The organism is Thalassotalea sp. 1_MG-2023, assembly GCF_030546745.1.
In the GTDB taxonomy this organism is placed as follows: domain Bacteria; phylum Pseudomonadota; class Gammaproteobacteria; order Enterobacterales; family Alteromonadaceae; genus Thalassotalea_C.
Genome location: NZ_JAUOPD010000020.1, coordinates 39,110 through 60,249, shown reverse-complemented (window position 1 = coordinate 60,249; position 21,140 = coordinate 39,110). Strand labels below are relative to the sequence as shown.

Here is a 21,140-nt window from a genome sequence, read left to right as displayed (position 1 = left end):
ACGACTTCTGCTCATTCCTGAATAAACTAGTGAGTTATTACGATATAACTCATACTTGGTTACTGTACCTGACGATGCTCCCCAACTGACAGTAAAACCACCATCTGAATCGCTTGACGGTACAGAAAGGCTGCTCGGTATACTTGGAGCAGCGGCGACAACCGTCACACTACCAGTTTCTTTACGCGTGACCGGAGCCCCTGAAATGACATAAGTTACTTCATAGTACCAAGTACCAGGCGCCCGTCCGGTTAATGGCAAACTTCTCTGACCCAGATTAAATCCAATTTGGCGTTTTGAGTTATTAGGTCCCGTTTCATACACTTGATAACTCTGTGCATTCCAATCTCCCTCCCAAGAAAGAGTGAAATTACCATCGTTACTCGGGTTTGGTGTTGCTGTTATTTCTGCACTAGCACCAAAAGACAGCGCTGTCATCGTTAGTAAACAAAAAAATAGTAAATGCGAGGGTTTAATGAATTTATAATAAAACATGTTTGCATACCTGTTATTATTCTTGTTGTCACAATTCGGATACGCATAAAGTACATTCGCAATCCATTGCGTTAACACATTAAAATAAAATTTATTGATTTGACATTGCTAACGTAGCATACACATAAATAAATTCCAAGTTTCATAATATAGCTTGGTTGAATTATAGGTTACTCTAGAAGTAAAGTTAGGCTAATTGAACTTTTAAACAACAAAAAATATCATAGTCATACCGACTGAATTAACTAACCAATACATTGTGTATATTGAAATTATAGTAACAAAAAATTATACGAAAAACTAAAAAAGCAACTTAACCCTAATAACAATAATAATTTAGAACAACACATACCTGAGGCTATATAAGAACCCCTGCAGTAATTCAATAGGAAGTTCCTTCCCTCATAGTAACGATTTTATTGGATTGTCTACTTTTTCATATTATTTACAGAAGTAACGACTAAGATTTTATTATTGCTTCAAATTGACAGTGTTTTTTTAAAAATTCTCCGTGTGATAGAGCGTTGTTTACTGAATGGCTTATACGTTGTTGCATGTAATGTAAACTCTTATTTAAGTACTCTATCGGCATATTATCTGCCTTTTTATTATAGCTCTGCGGATAAATTTCAAAGCCATCAAAAATAGCTAACCAACTATCTTTACCAAAAATCTCAAATGGATAACGCTTTATTTCGCCAGTCTGTTTATAAATATCAACCTTTTCTTGTAACATTTCTGGTAACTTCATTTGTTGACAATCACGCCAAAATGGCGAATCAGTACGTTGTGTTGATTGGTAATGTAAAATTAGGAAATCTCGCACTCGTTCATATTCCAACACTGTCTTTTGGTTAAACTGTTCAGCAGTATCTGAGTTATAGTTCAGTGTATCTAATGATTGAATTAGCTTTTCTATCGCTGTTTCAACCAAGGCAATACTTGTAGATTCAAGAGGTTCTAAGAAGCCGGAAGAAAGGCCAATAGCAACACAGTTTTTATGCCAAGCTTTTTCGCGTCGCCCTGGGGTAAAGGTAAACGAACGGGGGTCATGCAATAGTTTACCGTCAATATTTGCTATTAGCGTATCAAGTGCTGATTGGTCGTCAATATAGTTACTCGCATAGACGTGACCATTTCCCTGTCGGTGCTGTAAAGGAATTTTCCATTGCCAACCTGCCTGATGTGCTTTAGAAACAGTTCGTGCACTAGGCGCTGATGTTGACTCGCTCTGCACAGCAACGGCACGATCACAAAATAACCAGTCACTCCAGTCTTGGTAACCTACATTTAACGCTTTATCAATGAGTAACCCTTTAAAACCCGAACAATCAATAAACAGATCACCTTCAACGATCATATTATTTTCTAATACGACTTGTTTTATCGTGCCACTTTCTTCACATGTAACCACATCAACAATTTTACCATCAATTAGGTTTGTTCCATTGTTTTCAGAATATTCCCTCATTAGTTTCGCAAATAATGCAGCGTCAAAATGTAAAGCCCAGTCGAAAATTTCTAATTGGCTTTCAGGTTTAGTACTTGGCAAAGCAAATTTATTCTCTTTAGCGAGCTGAACGCCTAAAGAAAAGTCTGCAAAAGGTGATGCTTTATCGGTTTGCTTGTGACGCAACCAATAATGATGAAAGTCGACATCTTTGGTGCCTTGTCCATAAATACCAAAAGGATGAATAAAGGAATTATCTAGTTTATGCCAGTCTTGAAACTCAATGCCCAACTTGCATGTTGCCGCTGTCGCTTTTAATACATCAAGATCTGTCAGTCCCAATTTACCATAGAAGCGTCTCAAGGTTGGGATTGTTGCTTCACCTACACCAATAGTACCAATTTGAGAAGATTCAACCAATGTGATGTTAACGTCTTTTTTAGTAAAGTGATGACTTAATGCAGCTGCCGTCATCCAACCTGCGGTACCACCACCAACAATAACAATTGAATTAACATGTTTTTTTTGTTCTTTCATCTAATTACCTACTTACACAGCACAGACTGTCCTACAAATTTCTACATGACTAAGTACTACCCTAGCATGCAGTCATATATAAATTAACATCATTTAACGCTTATTTGATTAAGCTCGATATTGTAATAGTGTGTTTTACATTATATAGATAAAAAAACCGCCGCATAAGCGACGGTTTTTGATTCAGTCCAGAGTTGTTCGATTAGAACTTAACGCGTGTACCAACAGTCCAACGTGCTTCATATTCATTTTGGAAGGCTTTTTGAGCCGGTACATGAATATAAGTTTGTTGAATTTCTTCTGTAATGTTCGAACCATTGATATAGAACGAAATATCATCGCTGAAGTTATATGTCGCATTGATGTCTAATTGTGAGTAATCATCTTGATATAATGCGCCTGGAGAGCCCGTCGTAATTAAACGAGGACTACGAGAGTTCCACGCTAAACGTGCTGAGAACGTATCGTTTTCATACCATACTACTGCGTTATACGTATCTTCTGACATCCCCTCAAATGGTAATTCACTACCATCAATGGCTCTGTCTTCGCGAGAGCTATCACTGTAAGTGTAGTTTACATCCACACCAACATTCGCAAGGATACTATCTTCACCCAAGAAATCACTAAATGCGACTTTACTACCAAGTTCGAAGCCTGATACATCACCACCTTCGCCTTGAACGTTCGCAGAGAAAGGATGTGGACCACGTCTTACGCCATCTGAATCTGGCTCATCAACCATAATGGTATCACCCGTTGTAAAGCTTGCGATATCAATGCCATATGTTGCGACATAGAACATTGATGCTTCGCCAGCATACCACTCAGCTGATAATGACCAGTTTTCTGAGCGCCATGGGTTTAACGCCGGGTTACCGTTCAAAGAACCCCTTTCAACACGCATACAGTTACAAGCTTCGTTGAACACTAAACCAACGGTTTTACCTGCGCCCCACTGGGCCATGTTCAACGGCTGCATGTTTTCAGAGTATGCTGCACGTAATACCACATCATCAGCAGCTTGATATGCTAAGTTAATTGACGGTAGTTCGTCTCTATACGTACGCTCTGTAACAGAATCACCAATATCTGGACCTAAACCTGAATGTGGTAAGTTAGGACCTACTAGGTTCTGTTTCACGTAAAGGTCAGTTTCAATCACTTTAAGACCAATATTACCGCTCAAGTTTTCATATTCAAAGTTCACCTGAACAAAATAAGAAAGCTCATCTAAACCTACATCGTAAGTCGAACCACCGTTTTCGGTACGTGCAACATTACCAAAGGTATCTAAATGGAATTGACGTGGGTCACGGAAGTTACTTGGGTCAATCACCCAAATACCTGGAATACCTTGAACACTACCAAAGTTATCTTGCCAAGATACGGTTGTATGTTGGTCTAAACGTGTCGGTGGTAGTAATGAATATGGCATCCACTCACCAGACATACGCTGTACGACTTCACCGCTACTTACTTCACCGTCACCATCTGCATCACCAGGACGCATAACAGGATTGCCATTAATATCAACAGCATCTTCAGTTAACCACTCACCTGTACCCTCTAAACCGTAACAAGGATTATCACTTGCACCGCCCGTCACTGGGTCAACGTCACCATTATAATTTTGGTCAACTGCTTTCCATTGTGCAATATCACAGCCATTACCAAAATCAGATGTATAAGTAAATTGGTCATGGTCAATAGTACGCTTACTATAACGAACACCAAAATCAACACTGGTGATAACATCGTTATCTTCTAACGCATAGTTCCACTTCGTACTAATAGTCTGCATCTCACCAGTATCATCAGTGTTACCTTCTGATGAAAATGCACCAATGTGGTATGAATCCATATCCGCCATATAATCAGCAACTGACCTAGGGCCTTTACCACCCTGAACAACTTGGTCAAAACCACCAAACGTTGGATGCGCACCTGAAGCGTCATGAGTGATATAAAAATCATTTTGCTCGATACCTTGAGAGTACTGACCAAAACAACCGCCGTCATCACCAATGATATTATTATCATCATTACAATATTGAGCAGATGTAAAACCACCAGGGCCTAATACTACAGCACCAGTATCAACACTCATGATATCGCCTTCACCATAGCCGTGACGCATTTTAGCTGTCGCACGCGCTGAAGTAGCACGCACTTGACCGGTTAAAGCACCACCATTATCGTAATCTAATTGAAGGTTAAAGTTATGAGACTTCTCTTCATTAATATTCACTTGAGTGAACGTTTGCATACGGTTAGGTAGCATTCTAAAGGCATCAACAGCTTCCCATGGGTTGCCATTTACATCCGTCCATGTATCGCCGGTACCATTCGTTGCAAAAGCATAGCCTGCATTACCTTGCCAGCGAGAGTTATGGTTGAAACCAGAACGAGAGTTAAAGCGGTCTTGATTAGTGTAAAAATAATCAGACGTTAAGGTAAAACCTTCACCTAAATCAAGTTGAGCTGATACTTGCAATGCTTTACGTTCACGCTCTTCTGTTTTACTAAATGCAGTAAAACCGTGCGGTACCATTGTGTTAACACCTGAAACCACAGAGCCGCCGTTAGTCCAATCTGCACCGCCGTTACCACCGGTCCAGCCTACACCGCCGTTTTCAGAGGTATCATTGTGACCGTTGTAGTCCGTTGCCAACGTTAAGTCAGTATGAACTGCAGAAATTAAGAAACCAAACTTACCATCGTTGTATGAAGCTAAACCGTGTAACGTAGGATCAGTTTCTTTGGTAATAGAGCCACGCGTTGCTTCAGCGCCTGCAGCAAATGTCCAACCGTCATCCATATCAAACGGACGACGCGTTTTTAGATCGATTGCACCAGCAATACCTTGAGCCACATTATCTGAAGTAGCTGATTTATATACATCAACTCCCGAGAACAACTGTGCAGGTAAATCACCTAAATCAGCACCTGAACTATCAATAGTGGTTGCTGATAAGAATGATTCGCCATTCATAGTGGTGTCAATTTGAGGTAGGCCACGAATTTGAACTGGTCCACCTTCACCAGCGGTACGCTCAACCTGTACACCTGAAATACGCTGTAGTGAATCAGTAATAGTTACATCAGGTAATTTACCAATATCTTCTGCGGCAATACCGTCTACTTGCGAATCAGCGAAACGCTTACCGTTTATACTTGCTTTTGTTGAGCCACGGATACCCGTCACTTCAATTACTTCTACGTCTTGATTAGCGCCTTGCTCAGCCATTGCTAATGGCGCAGCACCACCAGCAAGAACCATAGCGATTGAACTCGCTAACACGCCTTTTTTAAATGTTTTAGATGACATCGACTTTCCCTTACACACGTTTTTTATAAATATGTTTAGTTATGTTTATCTAACCTTGTTAAAGACAGCGCTGTCTTTTGTTTTGATGACAGCGTTGTCATAGGTTACGTAAAACCATACACAAAAATTTCAACCGTGGCTATACTTGATCATGATATTAAACAATAATTAGAACTAAGCTATTGTTTAATATGAAATTTAAGTTTAAATTATTTTTAAGTATTAATTAAAAAACAAACAATTTTAGTTAGTTTTTTACACTTTATCGCTTAGTTATAAGATATTAATGAATAAAAATACGCTTTTATGCATAGTAAAGCGCTTTTTAAACCAGTTAATGTTAATAGTACGTTAATATTCATTACTTTTAATGAATGACACACAGGTGTTTTGCTCATTGATTAAAATTTGTCTCGAGTTTTGTTAATAATCAAAGCAACGGATACATTAGGGCCTGTTGAACTTTCACGTTTAGTTTGAACAACATTTAAACTCGAAAGATCAGCAGTCATTAGTAGCGTATATGTCATAGACGCATAACTATCGCTATATGTCACCAAATTAATCGGTTTACTCATTGCAGCCTGTATAAATTTCGACCTTGACTTTACAATACGCATTCACTTATTTTAAAGATTGATGTAGGTTGTTTAACCAAATAATGACAACGCTGTCAGGCTCAGACGTATTAATGAATTATTGCTGTTGATAAAACTTATGAATAAAAACTTGCTGCATACAGTATAAATACATATTCTTACGCATCTGCAATTTACGCGATTAATTATAACTATTACAAACAAGGCTGTATTTTAGATGAAAACAACAATCACTGACGTTGCTAAAGCGGCAGGTGTATCAATAAAAACAGTATCTCGAGTGATAAATAACGAGCCTTCTGTACGTCAACCTACACGCGAAAAGGTAATGACTGCAGTAAAATCACTAAATTATCAACCTAATTTAGCCGCCCGTAACCTTGCTGGAACAAAATCATATAGCATTGCATTTATTTATGATAACCCGAACGCGTACTATGTTATAGATATGCAAAACGGTATTTTAGAAGCCTGTAAGAAACAAGGATTTGAGTTGTTAATTCACCCTTGCCGAGCAAAATCTGAAAACCTCATTGAAGAAATTACTGATATGATCAAGCACTCGCGCATCGCAGGTTTAGTGCTAACGCCTCCTTTTTCAGAAATGCCAGAATTTGTTGAACATATTCTTACCCTCGATATAGAGGTAGTTCGCATCATGTCTGGAGATATTGCTCCTGACGATATAGCGCCATGCATAATGGTAAATGACCATGAAGCCGCATTAAGTATTACACAACATTTAGTAGATCTTGGTCATAAAAATATTGCTTTTATTGCCGGTGAAGCTGAGCATATGTCTACTGTGGAGCGTTTAAGGGGTTATAAAAAAGCATTAAAAGATAACGATATCGAATTGGATACGCAACTTATTGTCAATGGTGAGTATTCTTTTGAGTCGGGTGTTCAAGGCGCTAAACAATTAATGGCAGAGAAAAATAAACCTAGTGCTATTTTTTGCTGTAATGATGAAATCGCGGCAGGGGCATTATTTGCAGCTCGTTTACTCGGAATCAATATTCCTGAACAATTATCGATAGCCGGCTTTGAAAACAGTCCGTTTTCCCGACAAACCTGGCCAAGACTCACCACGGCTCATCAGCCTAATCCTAAAATTGCGGAAGATGCAGCAAAATTATTAATTGCCAAATCAAGAAAGCAACAGGCTAAATCAATTGTCACCCACTACACACCGCAACTTATTGTAAGAGACTCTACGTCAAACGTAACCTAAACAACGATTGACCTGACCAGTATGCCCCTGTTGTTAGCTATCGGGGTCAATACCTTGTTTAATTTTTTCAATTCGTTCTTGATGACGATGATGTGCTTTTAATGCCGCAACACTAAACGCACCTACAATTGCAAAAATAGGGATTAATAACGCTAATACGTCTGCTCGGAGTATTTTATCTAGCCAGTCCATGAGTGGATACCTTTTAATTTATTATTCTTCGAAGTATGTTCCCCAACCATCATAATCAACTTCATTCTGTTTCGCCAACTCAAACATGAACTTTGTTTCATCTTTTAAGATATCTATTTCAAGAGGTTGTTCTGTTACAATATCAAAAGCAAAGACTTTTTCACCACTTTCCAACTCAGCTTCTTCAGGTTCTTCTACCTCTAGTCCTAACTTAAATGCAGCGATCGCAGCTTTTTCAAGTTGCTCAAAGCTAGCACTGGAAAAGTGATGTTCAATCGTGTGGTGAACCTCTTCATTCGAACCATCAGAGAGAAGCGCTTCAACAAGAGACTCTGTGTGTTCGTATAATTCATTTAGTGCTTGGTCATTCATGCGTTAGCCTCTTGGGAAAGTTGTTCAAATTTAATCGTCATTTGTTCACGTGTTTGATTTGCTAGCTTTCTTATATCTTCAATGGTTAACCCTACTGTCGGAATAGGATCCATGTACTGGATAATCAGTTTGCCGTTATTCCAACGATTAAGTCGGATCTCACTAGAATTACTACACACACAAGGCACAATTGCTGAACCTGCTTGCAGGGCAGTTCTAAATGCTCCTGTTTTAAAAGGAAGAATTCCTCTGCCGTAGCTTCTTGTGCCTTCTGGAAAAAGCCACACAGAAATACCTTTACGCTTTATTTTTGCTACCGTTGCTGTAATCGTATTTGACGCTTTATTTTTATTGTTTCTATCAATCAGTATATTACCTGTTAACCAATACATTTGGCCGAAAAAAGGGATCCAAACTAAGCTTTTCTTACCCACACTGACCGTATTAGGTAATACTGCTTTGCTAATGGTGAAAAGATCATAGCTATTTTGATGGTTACCTATATATACATAAGAGCAGTTAGGTGATATTGATGCAGGTACCCTCACCTCAATTTTCACACCCACGATATAAGCAACTTTCGCCATCCATTGGGCGGTGCGATAAACATTATTACGATGAAAAGGTCTGAACAAACACATTAATATCGATAAAGAGGCAATAACTACAATCGCAATGGCGAGTAAAATAATACGAATAAATGCTAACAACTGTCATTCTCATAACGAAACTTGCGGCAATTATACATCAACCAGATTCGAAATTGTTAACGAAAAAAATGCGATATTTTTTACTCATAAAAACAGAACGTTAATTAAATTTTGAAAAGATTTAGTTTCAAAAAACTCACTTTTTTAATCACTCACGCTATAGTTAAGAATGTAGCGTAGTAAAAATAATTGCTGTATTTCGAATCAAAATTTTACGCCACCGATACACAAGGGTCGTCAATGAAACTAATACTTTTAGTCACTATGTTACTAAGCGTTACTGCAGTTGCTAACAATAACGTTAGTCAAGACACAATTAAAAAAAAGCAAACGGTAACACAGTTTTCAAAACAGTGGGGACGAGATGCGCTTGATATTCCACATGGCTTAGCAACGCATAGTGCTGAATCGCTAGGGTTACTTCCACCGCTTGAAAACCAGCAAGTACATCAACAAATTCGTCCGAGAACGCTAGCTTGGAACGCTCAAAAAAGACAAGCTGGTAATTATTGGTTTGACCACATTAACAATTCGTACATAAACGCAGGCGATATTGAACATAACTTTCAACTTCATGAAACCAAACATGGTGTAAATGCTGCCTATACACATGGCCGTTTTAGCGCAGAAACAACGATTATCAATCAACAGTCAATATCAGCCGACTCAACGGCGATCTTTTTACAGGGGGCTTATAACATTGCCTCTTATGAAAACTTAAATGTTGCTTTGACCGCTCAAATAGAGTCTTTAGGCGAAAACCAAATTAGACATTATTTTGGTGCGCCAGAATACCTATTTTTAAACACAGCTAACGCTACATCAAGAGCGAAGAACTACACTTTAGGTATTGTGACAACCTATTCAATTTCTAAAGATTGGCAGCTACTTGGAATGCTAAGCGCCACTAATTTAGACGATACGCTTTCAAGCAGCCCGTTGATAAAACACAATAATACGCAAATGGCACTTATTAGTACTCGTTATTCATTTTAATTTGTTTCCCTGTTCAACGATATCGTAATAGGGTTCAAACTCTGGGATCTGTTTTTGCTAATATAGCGCGTGTGCTATTTTGTTCGAAAAATTGCACAAGATGAGTATAGCTCCGCCATTCGGCTAATTCTCTGAAATCAACCCAGTCAAGCAAGCACCATAAACAGATAGCCGGGTAATGCCAGTTGTTAAATTGACCTTCAGCGACTGCTTTATCTAAGGTAGTCAAAACAGATTCCGTTCGTTCTCGTTGTAAGTTAAAAAATAAAGCGTCTTGTGCGGTATCAATGTTAGAACGCTTTAACAGCAACATAGAAACCAACGAATCATTAACCGAATCAATTAAAGTTAATAGATTTTCCTGCTGCCAAGACAAGCTATCTTCAGAAAATTTATTGGCCAAATACCGGTAGATCACTCGAGAATCGTAGATACAGAGCTCACCATCAATCAGTGCTGGTATTTTCTTCGTTGGATTATTTGTCGTTAGTAGCGCTCTATCTTGTTCCGCAAAAATATCTAAATTGATAAATTCGTATTCTTTATCGGTTAAATAAACACGTAACCTTCTTACAAAGGGTGATGTAGTTGATCCTAATAATTTCATTTGTTGTCCTTTCATTCATTTTCTGCTGATAACATACTGAGTGAGCAACTATACTAATCATTATTCCTGTATGCGCCAAATAATAAACCCGCATTTAAGCGGGTTTATATCAATGATTTGCATTCAATATTTAAAACAATTCATCGGGCATATCAAACATTGGTGATGAACCGGCTTTGATCGTTTCGATTAACGACAGCCTTCTTGGTAATAAACGAGCAAAATAGTATCGAGCAGTATGTAGCTTACTTTGATGAAAACTAGGGTCTTCTGCTTCGTTATTGAAACTCACTTCAGCCATCTTACACCAGACAAAAGCCATGGCAGTATAGCCAACAAGATGTAAGTAATCATTGGCTGCTGTGCCTAATATTTCAGGATCGTGATGTGCTTGAGATAAAACAAATTCAGTCGTTTGTTCTAAGTCAGCTACAGCGTCTGCTAATGGTTTAACAAATTCGTCCATTTGACTGTTGGAAGTATTCGCCATAAATTGTTTAATTTCGGTGAGTAAACCTGTTAACAATTCTCCTTTACTAGCTGCCACTTTTCGCGCCAGTAAATCCATAGCTTGAATGCCGTTTGTTCCTTCATAAATTTGCGCTATACGCGTATCCCGCACAAGTTGCTCTTGTCCCCATTCACGTATATAGCCATGACCACCGAATATCTGTTGACCTGCTACGGTATTATCAAACCCAATGTCAGTAAAAAAGGCTTTAGCAACTGGTGTCATCAATGCAGCGATGGCTTCTGCTGACTTTTGCGCTTCACCTTCACCGTAAGTTGCGATATCAAGTTGATTAGCAATATAAAGAGATAACGCCCGTGAACCTTCATTAAGCGCTTTCATGTTAAGTAACATACGACGTACATCGCCATGAACCATAATAGAGTCAGCAGGTTTATCTGGAGTTTTAGCTCCGGAAAGTGAACGACTCTGTAAACGGTCTTTGGCATATTCTAAAGCGTTTTGATAAGATCGAACACTTGCACCTAAGCCCTGTATACCAACACCAATGCGTTCAAAATTCATCATGGTGAACATGCAAGCAAGCCCTTTATTAACTTCACCTACTAAAAAACCAGTGGCACCATCAAAATTAATTACACAAGTAGCTGAGGCATGTATTCCCATTTTATGCTCTATTGAGCCACAGCTTACGTGATTAAACTCACCTAAACTTTCATCATCATTTACTTGATACTTAGGTACCACAAATAAAGAGATTCCTTTAGGGCCAGCAGGTGCATCAGGTAATTTTGCCAACACTAAATGAAGGATATTATCAGTAAGATCATGCTCCCCTGCCGTGATGAAAATTTTATTACCGGTAATGTTATAACTGCCATCAGCTTGTGGCACAGCTTTCGTTCTGATCATGCCTAAATCAGTACCAGCATGTGCTTCGGTTAAACACATTGATGCAGTCCAATCGCCTGCATATAGCCTCGTTAAATAACGTTCTTTTAACTCATCGCTACCATGTTTAGCCAAAGAAAGTGCAGCACCGGCAGTCAAGCCCGGATAAAGTGAAAAAGAAATATCTGCTGAACAAAGCATTTCTTCATGTAATGATGTGATTGCCTTAGGCATGCCCATGCCGCCGTATTCAACATCACCACCTAAAGCACTCCAGCCACCTTCAACATAAGTTTGAAACGCTTCTTTATATCCTGGGGCGGTTGTCACTTTGCCACTGTCAAAGCTAACGCCTACTTCATCTCCCTCTCGTGAAATTGGTGCAATTACTTGCTCAGCAATTTTCCCACATTCAGATAAAATAGCTTGAGATGTTTCTTTATCAACATGCTCAGCTAGCTTAGGTAATGTTGACCAAACCTTATCAACGGCAAACACATCCCATAATAAGTAATTCATATCTTTTAGCGGTGCGTGATATTCAGCCATACGGCAACCTCATTTCAAACAATTAATTCAAACACTCGTTTGAATATAACGAAACTATTGAGAATGTAAAGCATAGCAATGCAAATAACTTGTCGAATTGCGTTAGCTTGCTTAAAGTGAGTATAAGACATGAAATTGCAATTAAGTGTACAAATGCACCAACCCATAGCCATTAATGGTTTTTTACTTTATTTTTCACTACTGTTCAGCGCGTACGCTCATACTGAACAACTCAATTTCAGTAAAAAAGAACAGCAAGACCAGGTAAATTTTCAAGTTGAATGGCTTGATCATAACAATACTTCGCAGACGCTAAACTTTCAGTTTGAAAAGAAGCAAGTTTTTGATAAGTATAGAAGTTTTAACACCTATAAACCTGAACGTGCTCAAGAGTTTGTCAACAACAGTTTACGAAAGTACCTTAGAAAACAGCCTATTTCAGATGTTTATATTCGCTTTAATCGCCAAGGTAGTAACATAACTGCGGAAATAAAAGGTCAAAGCGCGTCAGTAATAAAAGCAGCAGAACAGAAAATTGCTAGCTTACAAGAAAGCTTTTTTGCTGAATATCTACAAAAAACCTATTATCAAGAATTTTATACGCCAGATAATATACTTGCCATAAAACCCGATCACAGCAGAATTGCACAAGAATCAGTTGTAGATTTCAAACCGTTAAAGCCAACAATTATGGCTAAGTCATCTATCAAAAATATAAGACGGGTGACTAATTTTGTCATCGGTTTTGTACAAAGTATTCCTTATGCCACACTAGAGTCGCGTATTACATCTTCAGGTGCCGGCTTTAACCCACCATTAAAACTGCTTTATGAAAATCAAGGAGACTGTGACAGTAAAGTAACGCTCGTAGCAGCTATGCTTCGTATGTTAATGCCTAGAGTGAAGATGGTTCTCATTTTTATTGATAATCATGCATTAATAGGTATTGATGACACACCACAAGGCAATGATAAAACCCTCACAGAACAAGGGACAACTTATATATTAGCCGAACCAACAGGCCCTGCGATGTTACCCTTAGGTGAGATCGCGCCCGAATCAGAAAGAGCGGTAGCACATGGTCGGTATACGCTAGAAACGTTACCAACAGATACCAGCGAAGAAATAGAAAATGATGAGGCCGCTTCTTAACCTAAAATTTAACACATAAAAAAGGCCAGCACTTCACTGACCTTAAAAATAGAACATTTTTATTGATGAGCGATTACACCATGTCACTAAATGGGTTAGCTTTTGGTAATGAAATTGTTTGAGTCATGCCCGACATTGCAATTTCATCTTTTGAAATGTCAATATCATCGTCAGATAACACACCATCACCGAATTTATAAATTAATTCAAACTGACCTTTATCTGCTTTGTCTTGGTATTGTTCACGCGCCTGTTCAACTTCAATAAGTTTGTCATGATAGGTTGACAATGCTTCATTACCATAACGTTTTGCCATCATAGATAACGTAACCTTAGGTGACAATAGCGTTGCCGTGGCATTGTTGCCACCAAACCCTTTAGAGTTAATAAACGCAACATCCATCTCATGGCACTGCCAGTGCTCAGTCGAAATATTCAACCTTTCATCGTGAACATCATCCGCCACCGCATTTATTGTGGTGATGCCTGGCATAATATTATATTCAAACACACCCAATGCCCATGCAACTTGATCACCACTTGCAGGGCCAATAGTATGCCCTAAATATGCTTTTGGCGCCGCCACAGGCCACTGATTTATATCAAATGACTCAGCAATGCGGTGATAAATAAGTGATTCTGTCACCCTATTTTGAGGGGTACTTGAGCCATGCGCTAAAATAAAGCTTCGTTGTTGAACCGCTTCTTCACCTACAATGCTTTTTGCCAACGCAACAGATTTCGCCATAGTAATATAATTACCAGGGCCGGGTGCTGTGATAGATTTTTTAATACCGTCAGCATTTGTATAAACATCTGCAACTGAGCCTAGCACTTTAGCCCCCAGTTCTAGGGCCAATTTATCGTCCATTAACACAAGAAATTGTGCTGCTTCCCCAATAGTAAAACCGCAGTTGTCGCCAAAAGGTCTACTTGTTCTACGGTGATTTGCTTCACCTTCTGTAATTCCATCAAGTTTTTTAAGACCTTCTTCGTTGGCCAAGGCACTCATATTACCAAAACCTTCAATAACTTCTGGTGTCAAAGCACAATCATTACTGCCAACAATCGCTAATCGTATGCGACCAGATTGAATATCATTCACCGCCGCTTTCAAATTATATAAAAATGTGGCACATGCACCCGTTGAGGTAAACGTAGTACCTACACTTCCCGTTACATACGCGTTAATAAAGTCGGTAGACATAGTATTTAAACCAAGAGCAAGGTTTTTGGTTGTTACCCTTTCACCTTTTAATCGGTTTTGTGTCATACCACCTAAACCTTCAGCCTGCATTTGACCAAAAACAGAAGCAGAATAGGTACCGATTTCATCTGGGCTAACGTGTTTTGCTAATTCAGGCCAGCTATAACCCGTTGAATGAATGGCATCCGCTGCACCAAATATCGTCGCTTGTAATCCTCTAGGTTGATAGCGGCTGTTATATAAAACTGCTGGATTAAAGCCGGTAGGAAATTGCCCCGCGGCCTTTATTGGATTATCACGCGTTGAGTCGTGCTTTACTTCTAGCGTTCCCTCAATAAAAACTTTTACGTTTTTTTCGTCAATTTCACTCACTTGCCAAGTACTTGGTATAGGTCTTGGCAAGTCACGTTTTTTAGCGGTAAAAGCCAAACCATTGCTTTCTGCCTGTAAAGCAATTTTTTGCTGCCATGGCGTTGCATCAGGGTCAAAATGATTTGATTCAATTTTACGAATCAACGTACCTGCTAATATTTTCTCACCATAACGGGCCTCAATACTGTTACTAGCTATGGCCTCACCTAAATGATCAACATATAGACCATCTTTAAATGACACTAAGTTCATTAATGTTGCCAAGCCAACAAACGTTTCTTGTCGTGCTTCTTCCGATAATTTATCTAAAATAATACGTCGAAAGCCTTGATGAAACGAAGTACGGCCAGCGGCGTTTATGCCGCCCATACCAACAATTACCGGTAATGAAGTCATCTAAATGCCTCTTCTAAATACATATACAGTTAATAACTTAAGTGTAAAAAGAATCGAATTGTTTTAATTGTTATATTTGGCCATAAATTATGTCAATATAGACAAATGGAACAAAATTCGTCATTAAATCGTAAAAATGTACAAGTTGCTTTGATCTTATATGATCACATGCTGGCTACAAGCGTAAGTTTACCTGTTGAAATGCTTCGCGCAGGTGAAGCAGCAGGGCTGCAACAAAATAAAAATGCGCCAAAGTTAATTATTGAAATGGTCGCTGAGCATTTAAAACCTGTCACTACTCGCGCACTAATTAAATTATTTCCCGATGTAGAAGTCAAAAAGGCCTCTAAACCAGACTTTGCTTTTATTCCAAGCTTATGGCGAAACCCAAGACCAGTACTTAAACGTTTACCCAATTTAATCTCGTGGTTAGATACAATTTGGCATCAAGGAAGCACCGTAATAGGCGGTGGCACTGGCGTATGTTTTATGGCGGAAGCAGGAATTTTAAATGCAAGACCCGCAACTACACATTGGCATTACGTGGAACAATTTAAACGAGACTACCCACAGGTTATTCTAAAACCTGACTTTTTCATCACCCAATCTGATCGTATTTACTGTGCAGCAAGTTTAAATGCACTAGCAGATATTATTGTGCATATTATTGCGCAAATTTATGGCAAAGTTGCCGCACAAACAGTTGAACGAAACTTCTCTCACGAAATTAGAAAACCGTACGAAGAACAACGCTACTTAGAAGGCGCAGCTGATCGTCACAGTGATGAACTAATCAGCCAAATACAGTTTTGGATGCAAACAAATTTGAGTGCAGAAACTTCACTGGAATCGATCGCTGAACAATTTGGGATTAGTGTAAGGTCACTTACACGAAGATTTAAACAAGCGAACGGTATTAGTGCCTATAAATACTGGCAGCAGTTAAGGTTAGAAGCAGCAAAAGAGTTACTAACATCGACCAATTTATCGATACAAGAAGTTGCTTTTCATGTTGGTTATCAAGATCAAAGTCACTTTACGCGTTTATTTAAGAAAAACATGGCTTCAACGCCAAAAGATTACCGTATTATCGCGAAGAAAAAACTCTTTACTGCTCAGTAAGCATTATTTACTTGTACCAAATAAACCGCTGCGGCAAACTATACACAATTACGCAAGATCAATTGGAAAAAACATGACTAAACACAGTATTGCCCACTCGCAAATTCAGCAAATGCTTACTCTACAAGATGCAATGAACACAAGAGTTAGCGAAACATGGCGTGATAATGGCTATGAATGGTATAGAGCAATTTGGGTAGAATGTGCTGAAATGTTAGACCACCATGGTTGGAAGTGGTGGAAACACCAAGAAATTGATATTGCACAAGTACAGCTAGAGCTCGTTGATATTTTTCATTTTGGTTTAAGTTTACGTTTAATGACCGGTTCATCTGTTGAACAAATAACCAATGAACTCGTAGAGCAACTTGCACAAAATACAGAAGAACAAGACTTTAAAATCGCATTAGAAAATCTCGCTTCAGCGGCAGTTTCAGATAAAGCGTTTGATGCTACAGCTTTTGCTGATTGTATGCGTTTAATGTCAATGGATCTAAACGAATTATTTCGTCAATACGTGGGGAAAAACACGTTAAACTTCTTCCGTCAAGATCATGGCTACAAAGAAGGAAGCTATATCAAAGTATGGCACGGTGAAGAAGACAATGAAGTTTTAGCCCGTGTTGTAAATACCTTAGATGTAAGCGCAGATGACTTTCAACAACAACTTTATATTACGTTAGAAAGCCATTACCCAACATAAGGAAATGACCATCAGATATGCACATTCTTCAATGAACATAATAATACATTAGCTTCAATTGATGCTACTACGTTTGATTTTTTGGGAGCATACACTAAATTTACATCATGCGAATGTGTATTCTCGAATAAAAATAGGCTATAAATGAAGAACATGTCTATACTAACGTATACTTATTTCATTGCAAAAATTAGCCGCTAATGTAAAGGTAGCAAAGCTTGATTGAAGTTACGGTGGTTCAAAGTTGATAAACAAAAATTGGAAGTTTTACTTCGGTGCAATTTCAATACTATGCTTGATCATCGTCGCTAGTGGTATTATTTATTACAACACAGGCAAGATAGAAACACGTAGTATCAGCGAAGTAAATCAAGTTCATGAAAATATCATGCAAGAACTCAACTCAGAGTTTTTATCATTAAGTAATGAAGTTTCATTTTTACATTTTACTCCCCCAGTTAGAGGCTTAGCGCGAGCTAAGATGAATAATGATATTGATACTCTAGATGGCTCTAGCACTGAACTTTGGCGTAAACGATTAGAAAAAATATTTATTGGGTTTTTACAAAATTATGATGAATATTTTCAATTACGCATTCTCTTAAATAATGGTGATGAATTTTTAAAAGTTGTTCGCGATAAAGGTAATATTCACACCATCGCTGAGAACATGCTTCAAAACAAAGCACATCATGAATACTTTACTGAAGCGTTAAATTCACCCGCAAATACAATGTTATTTTCACGTATTTCTTTAAATAAAGAAAATAACACGATTGAAACCCCACACATTCCAACGCTTAGGTTATCAATTCCAATTTACCAAGATGAAGGAACCTTATATGGCGTATTGATCGCAAACATTGATGTTACTAAAGTTTTTAATAGTGTACGCGGATTGATCACTGAACATCAGCAGCTAATACTGATGGATGATGAAGGCTATTACCTCTGGCACGATGATAATACATTAAAATACTCACGTGATTTAGCCCCAGAACACCAATTTAGCAAAGATTATATTATCGAAAACGATGATAATAATGCTTTATATATAAACGCTTTATCAAGCGAACAACAATTTAGAGGTTTAGTAAAACAACTTCAATTAACAAGTAACGGCAAAGGTAACACGTTACAAGTTGCCTTAATGGTCCCTCAGGAATATATCAATTCACAAAAAGCGCAAGCACTAACTTCAAGCATTACTATATTATCTACCGTTGTAATCATTGCGTTAGTGGTTTTACTATATTTTTACAACTTATCAAATAGAGCCCATCGTTTAGCGAAACAGTTTGAATCAGGGCAAAGAATTATTGACTCAACTAATGAAGCCGTTTTTGTATTAAATAACCAACATATCATTACTAGTTGTAACAAAGCGGCATCACAACTAACGGGCGTGCCAGAAAGTGTACTGATCGGAAAAGTGATTACCCATACACTTCAAACACATTTAAGCATTGATATACTCTCGATGTTAACTGAATTTTCGGCTTGCAGTACAATCAGCCATAAAACCTTAAAAGCGACAAAAAATTCTTCTACCTTGTATTTGCAATGTAAAGTAATCCCGCTAGTGCATAGAGCAGTTAAGCAAAAAACACCTAAGATAGCATTGCTATTATCTGATGTAACCGCAGAGAATGAAGCTTATAATTTAATCGAGGCGCAAAAAATAAACCTTGAAAATGAAGTTGAACTTAGAACCAATGAGTTACAAGTAGCTCGTGATAACGCATTAAAATTAAGCAGCATTAAAAGTCGCTTCATCTCTACCGTTAGCCATGAAATGCGTACTCCTTTAAATGGTATTACCGGTGCAATTCAGTTGTTAAAACGTGATATTCATTCTCAAGATGAAAATGATTACATTTCGATGGCCGAAAGCAGTATTGAAACATTAAACTCACTGGTTAACGATATATTAGACATCTCAAAAATCGAAGCAGGTAAATTAGAGTTAAACCCCCAATGGCACCAAATACACGACGTTTTAGAATCGTTAATTTCTACCTTAAGCGTTGTTGTTCAGGAAAAAGGTTTAGCTTTTTATATTGATACAAGTAGTCTTGACATCGCTTCAGCAAGGTTCGACGCTTTTCGTTTACGGCAAATAATCTCTAATCTCGTTAGTAATGCAGCAAAGTTCACCAAAGAAGGGCATGTAAAAATAACCGCAAAATCAATTAAAGCGGATGATACAGCGACACTACAGCTTACCGTTGAAGATACTGGCATTGGCATTTCTGAAAACGATGTCGCTCATCTATTTCAAGAGTTTTCTCAAGCCAATAAAACCATCACAGAAGAATATGGTGGTACGGGCTTAGGGTTATCAATTTGTAAACAAATAGCAAACATAATGGGCGGTGATATTCATGTTGAATCTCAAATAGGAAAAGGAAGCACTTTCATCGTTACCATAACACTTGAACAATATGAAAACTTTGAAATACAAGTAAGCACTCGCTTACATGGAAAAAACTTTGGCGTATCTATTATCGATCCTATCGAGTATTCAATTATAGAAAATTTAATTGCTCACAGTGGCGGCGGGGTTACTCCTTTAAACGGCGATCTTAATCAGCTTCTATTTACCAAAGCGATAGATTTCCTCATCACAGACGAAGCAATATTTAACGAACATGAGGTGGTGAATGGCATTGAAGACGCATTAAAAAATAGTAACTTCACACAATGGTTAGTCATTGATGGCGGACGTTATAGTATCCCTGAACTTAACACTGAGATTACCATCATTGAATCGCCAGTCTTACGCGCTGATTTTCTAGAATCAGTGCTTCATGAACGCCATCATGCTCCACAAGAAACGGTACAATCGCGTCGCAAATACGATAAAGAACAATTGAATAAGAAGCCATTATCTTCTACAGAAATTCACGCACTGGTGGTAGATGACAACAGAATAAATCGCAAAGTTGCACAGCATATGCTAGAAGGCATGGGGTTAATCGTAAGCACAGCAATTCATGGCGAAGATGCCATTGAACAGTTACAAAACTCTGACTATGAATCACCATTTTCCATCATCTATATGGATTGTAATATGCCTATATTAAACGGCTATGATACAACAACAGCAATAAGGCAAGGCAATGCAGGAAAACGTTATAAAACCATTCCCATTATGGCGATGACTGCTAATGCTATGAAAGGCGAACAAGAAAAATGCCAAGCCGTGGGTATGAGTGATTATATTACCAAACCCGTTAACGTGGAAACATTAGAAAAAAAGACATTTCAATTGCTCAATAACACTTTTGAATTAACAACTCGATAAACGTAGCAGTTGTTTAACCTCAGGAGCTAACTTCGTCAACCCTGATTGTTCCCCTAAAAAAAAGGCGTCTTCTGCGCTACAATGCTGCATCCAGAATGCCATCAAGGCAATAAGTGCTCCAACCCTGTTTCCACTTGCACAATGCACTAACGTAGGTTCATTTACAATTAGCAATTGATATAATTTCTTAGCCTTATCTCGGGTTACACTGGTAATATCTGTCACCGGTATGACGTGATAACGGAGCTGTAATTGTCGGCAAGTCTCCTTTTCATCATACTCAATAGGCTCAGATGTTGGTCGTAAGTTGATAACTTGAGTGATCCCCATTTGTTGCAGAATTAACAGATCTGCTGGCGTAGGTTGACCACCCACCAACAAATTTTCTTGCGGTAACATTACGTTAATCATCGCAAGTTTAGCTACAAGTTTATTAACATCCATGA

The 21,140-nt window shown here is 38.3% G+C and carries 16 protein-coding genes; 6 read left to right on the top strand and 10 right to left on the bottom strand.

Features of this window, described 5'->3' with window-relative positions; genetic code table 11:
• The 3 genes from Q4489_RS14320 to Q4489_RS14310 form a co-directional block, all read right to left on the bottom strand.
• A partial coding sequence (locus Q4489_RS14320; protein WP_303481454.1) for a hypothetical protein occupies positions 1-495 on the bottom strand: 495 nt, incomplete at its 3' end.
• 460 nt (positions 496-955) lie between these two features.
• Positions 956-2,482, bottom strand: coding sequence for a tryptophan halogenase family protein (locus Q4489_RS14315; protein WP_303481453.1), 1,527 nt, complete (start codon positions 2,480-2,482; stop codon positions 956-958).
• Between the two features lie 202 nt (positions 2,483-2,684).
• Complete coding sequence (locus Q4489_RS14310) at positions 2,685-5,813, bottom strand: TonB-dependent receptor (protein WP_303481451.1); 3,129 nt, start codon at positions 5,811-5,813, stop codon at positions 2,685-2,687.
• 816 nt (positions 5,814-6,629) lie between these two features.
• On the opposite strand from Q4489_RS14310, the gene Q4489_RS14305 reads away from it, so the two are divergent.
• Positions 6,630-7,646 carry a LacI family DNA-binding transcriptional regulator gene (locus Q4489_RS14305; protein WP_303481449.1) on the top strand — a complete coding sequence of 339 codons (1,017 nt, stop codon included), beginning with the start codon at positions 6,630-6,632 and terminating at the stop codon, positions 7,644-7,646.
• A 33-nt stretch (positions 7,647-7,679) separates the two neighbouring features.
• Here the strand turns inward: Q4489_RS14305 and Q4489_RS14300 are convergent, their stop codons facing one another.
• From Q4489_RS14300 to Q4489_RS14290, 3 genes are read right to left on the bottom strand one after another with little or no spacing between them, the layout of a single operon-like run.
• Positions 7,680-7,838, bottom strand: coding sequence for a hypothetical protein (locus Q4489_RS14300; protein WP_175573055.1), 159 nt, complete (start codon positions 7,836-7,838; stop codon positions 7,680-7,682).
• 21 nt (positions 7,839-7,859) lie between these two features.
• Positions 7,860-8,210, bottom strand: coding sequence for a ribonuclease E inhibitor RraB (rraB, locus tag Q4489_RS14295; protein ID WP_303481448.1), 351 nt, complete (start codon positions 8,208-8,210; stop codon positions 7,860-7,862).
• Entirely contained in the window at positions 8,207-8,920 is a 714-nt protein-coding gene (locus Q4489_RS14290) for a 1-acylglycerol-3-phosphate O-acyltransferase (RefSeq protein WP_303481447.1), read from the bottom strand. The genes rraB and Q4489_RS14290 overlap by 4 nt, the downstream gene beginning before the upstream one ends.
• 240 nt (positions 8,921-9,160) lie before the next feature.
• Here Q4489_RS14290 and Q4489_RS14285 point away from each other — a divergent pair, with 240 nt between their 5' ends.
• The gene (locus tag Q4489_RS14285; RefSeq protein ID WP_303481446.1) at positions 9,161-9,916 is read left to right on the top strand and encodes a MipA/OmpV family protein; all 756 of its coding nucleotides are present in this window, start codon (positions 9,161-9,163) and stop codon (positions 9,914-9,916) included.
• 34 nt (positions 9,917-9,950) lie between these two features.
• Here Q4489_RS14285 and Q4489_RS14280 read toward each other — a convergent pair whose 3' ends face one another.
• Both Q4489_RS14280 and Q4489_RS14275 read right to left on the bottom strand, forming a co-directional pair.
• Positions 9,951-10,523, bottom strand: a complete 573-nt coding sequence (locus Q4489_RS14280; RefSeq protein ID WP_303481445.1) for a glutathione S-transferase family protein — start codon at positions 10,521-10,523, stop codon at positions 9,951-9,953.
• Between the two features lie 130 nt (positions 10,524-10,653).
• Positions 10,654-12,435 (bottom strand): acyl-CoA dehydrogenase C-terminal domain-containing protein, encoded by a 1,782-nt coding sequence (locus tag Q4489_RS14275; protein WP_303481444.1) that lies wholly within the window; start codon positions 12,433-12,435, stop codon positions 10,654-10,656.
• Positions 12,436-12,564: 129 nt separating this feature from the next.
• On the opposite strand from Q4489_RS14275, the gene Q4489_RS14270 reads away from it, so the two are divergent.
• Positions 12,565-13,587 (top strand): hypothetical protein, encoded by a 1,023-nt coding sequence (locus tag Q4489_RS14270; protein ID WP_303481443.1) that lies wholly within the window; start codon positions 12,565-12,567, stop codon positions 13,585-13,587.
• A gap of 73 nt (positions 13,588-13,660) precedes the next feature.
• Here Q4489_RS14270 and Q4489_RS14265 read toward each other — a convergent pair whose 3' ends face one another.
• Entirely contained in the window at positions 13,661-15,562 is a 1,902-nt protein-coding gene (locus Q4489_RS14265; protein WP_303481442.1) for a beta-ketoacyl synthase, read from the bottom strand.
• 105 nt (positions 15,563-15,667) lie between these two features.
• On the opposite strand from Q4489_RS14265, the gene Q4489_RS14260 reads away from it, so the two are divergent.
• From Q4489_RS14260 to Q4489_RS14250, 3 genes are all read left to right on the top strand, one after another.
• The gene (locus Q4489_RS14260; RefSeq protein ID WP_303481441.1) at positions 15,668-16,684 is read left to right on the top strand and encodes a GlxA family transcriptional regulator; all 1,017 of its coding nucleotides are present in this window, start codon (positions 15,668-15,670) and stop codon (positions 16,682-16,684) included.
• Between the two features lie 73 nt (positions 16,685-16,757).
• Positions 16,758-17,387: a dUTP diphosphatase gene (locus tag Q4489_RS14255; RefSeq protein ID WP_303481440.1), complete on the top strand. Its 630-nt coding sequence runs from the start codon at positions 16,758-16,760 to the stop codon at positions 17,385-17,387.
• Positions 17,388-17,631: 244 nt separating this feature from the next.
• Positions 17,632-20,694, top strand: a complete 3,063-nt coding sequence (locus tag Q4489_RS14250) for an ATP-binding protein (protein WP_303481438.1) — start codon at positions 17,632-17,634, stop codon at positions 20,692-20,694.
• On the opposite strand, the gene Q4489_RS14245 is transcribed toward Q4489_RS14250, so the two are convergent.
• A complete protein-coding gene (locus Q4489_RS14245; protein ID WP_303481435.1) occupies positions 20,680-21,138 on the bottom strand; it encodes a sulfur transferase domain-containing protein in 459 nt (152 codons plus the stop codon). The two genes, Q4489_RS14250 and Q4489_RS14245, sit on opposite strands and share 15 nt — an antisense overlap.
• Positions 21,139-21,140: the final 2 nt, after the last annotated feature.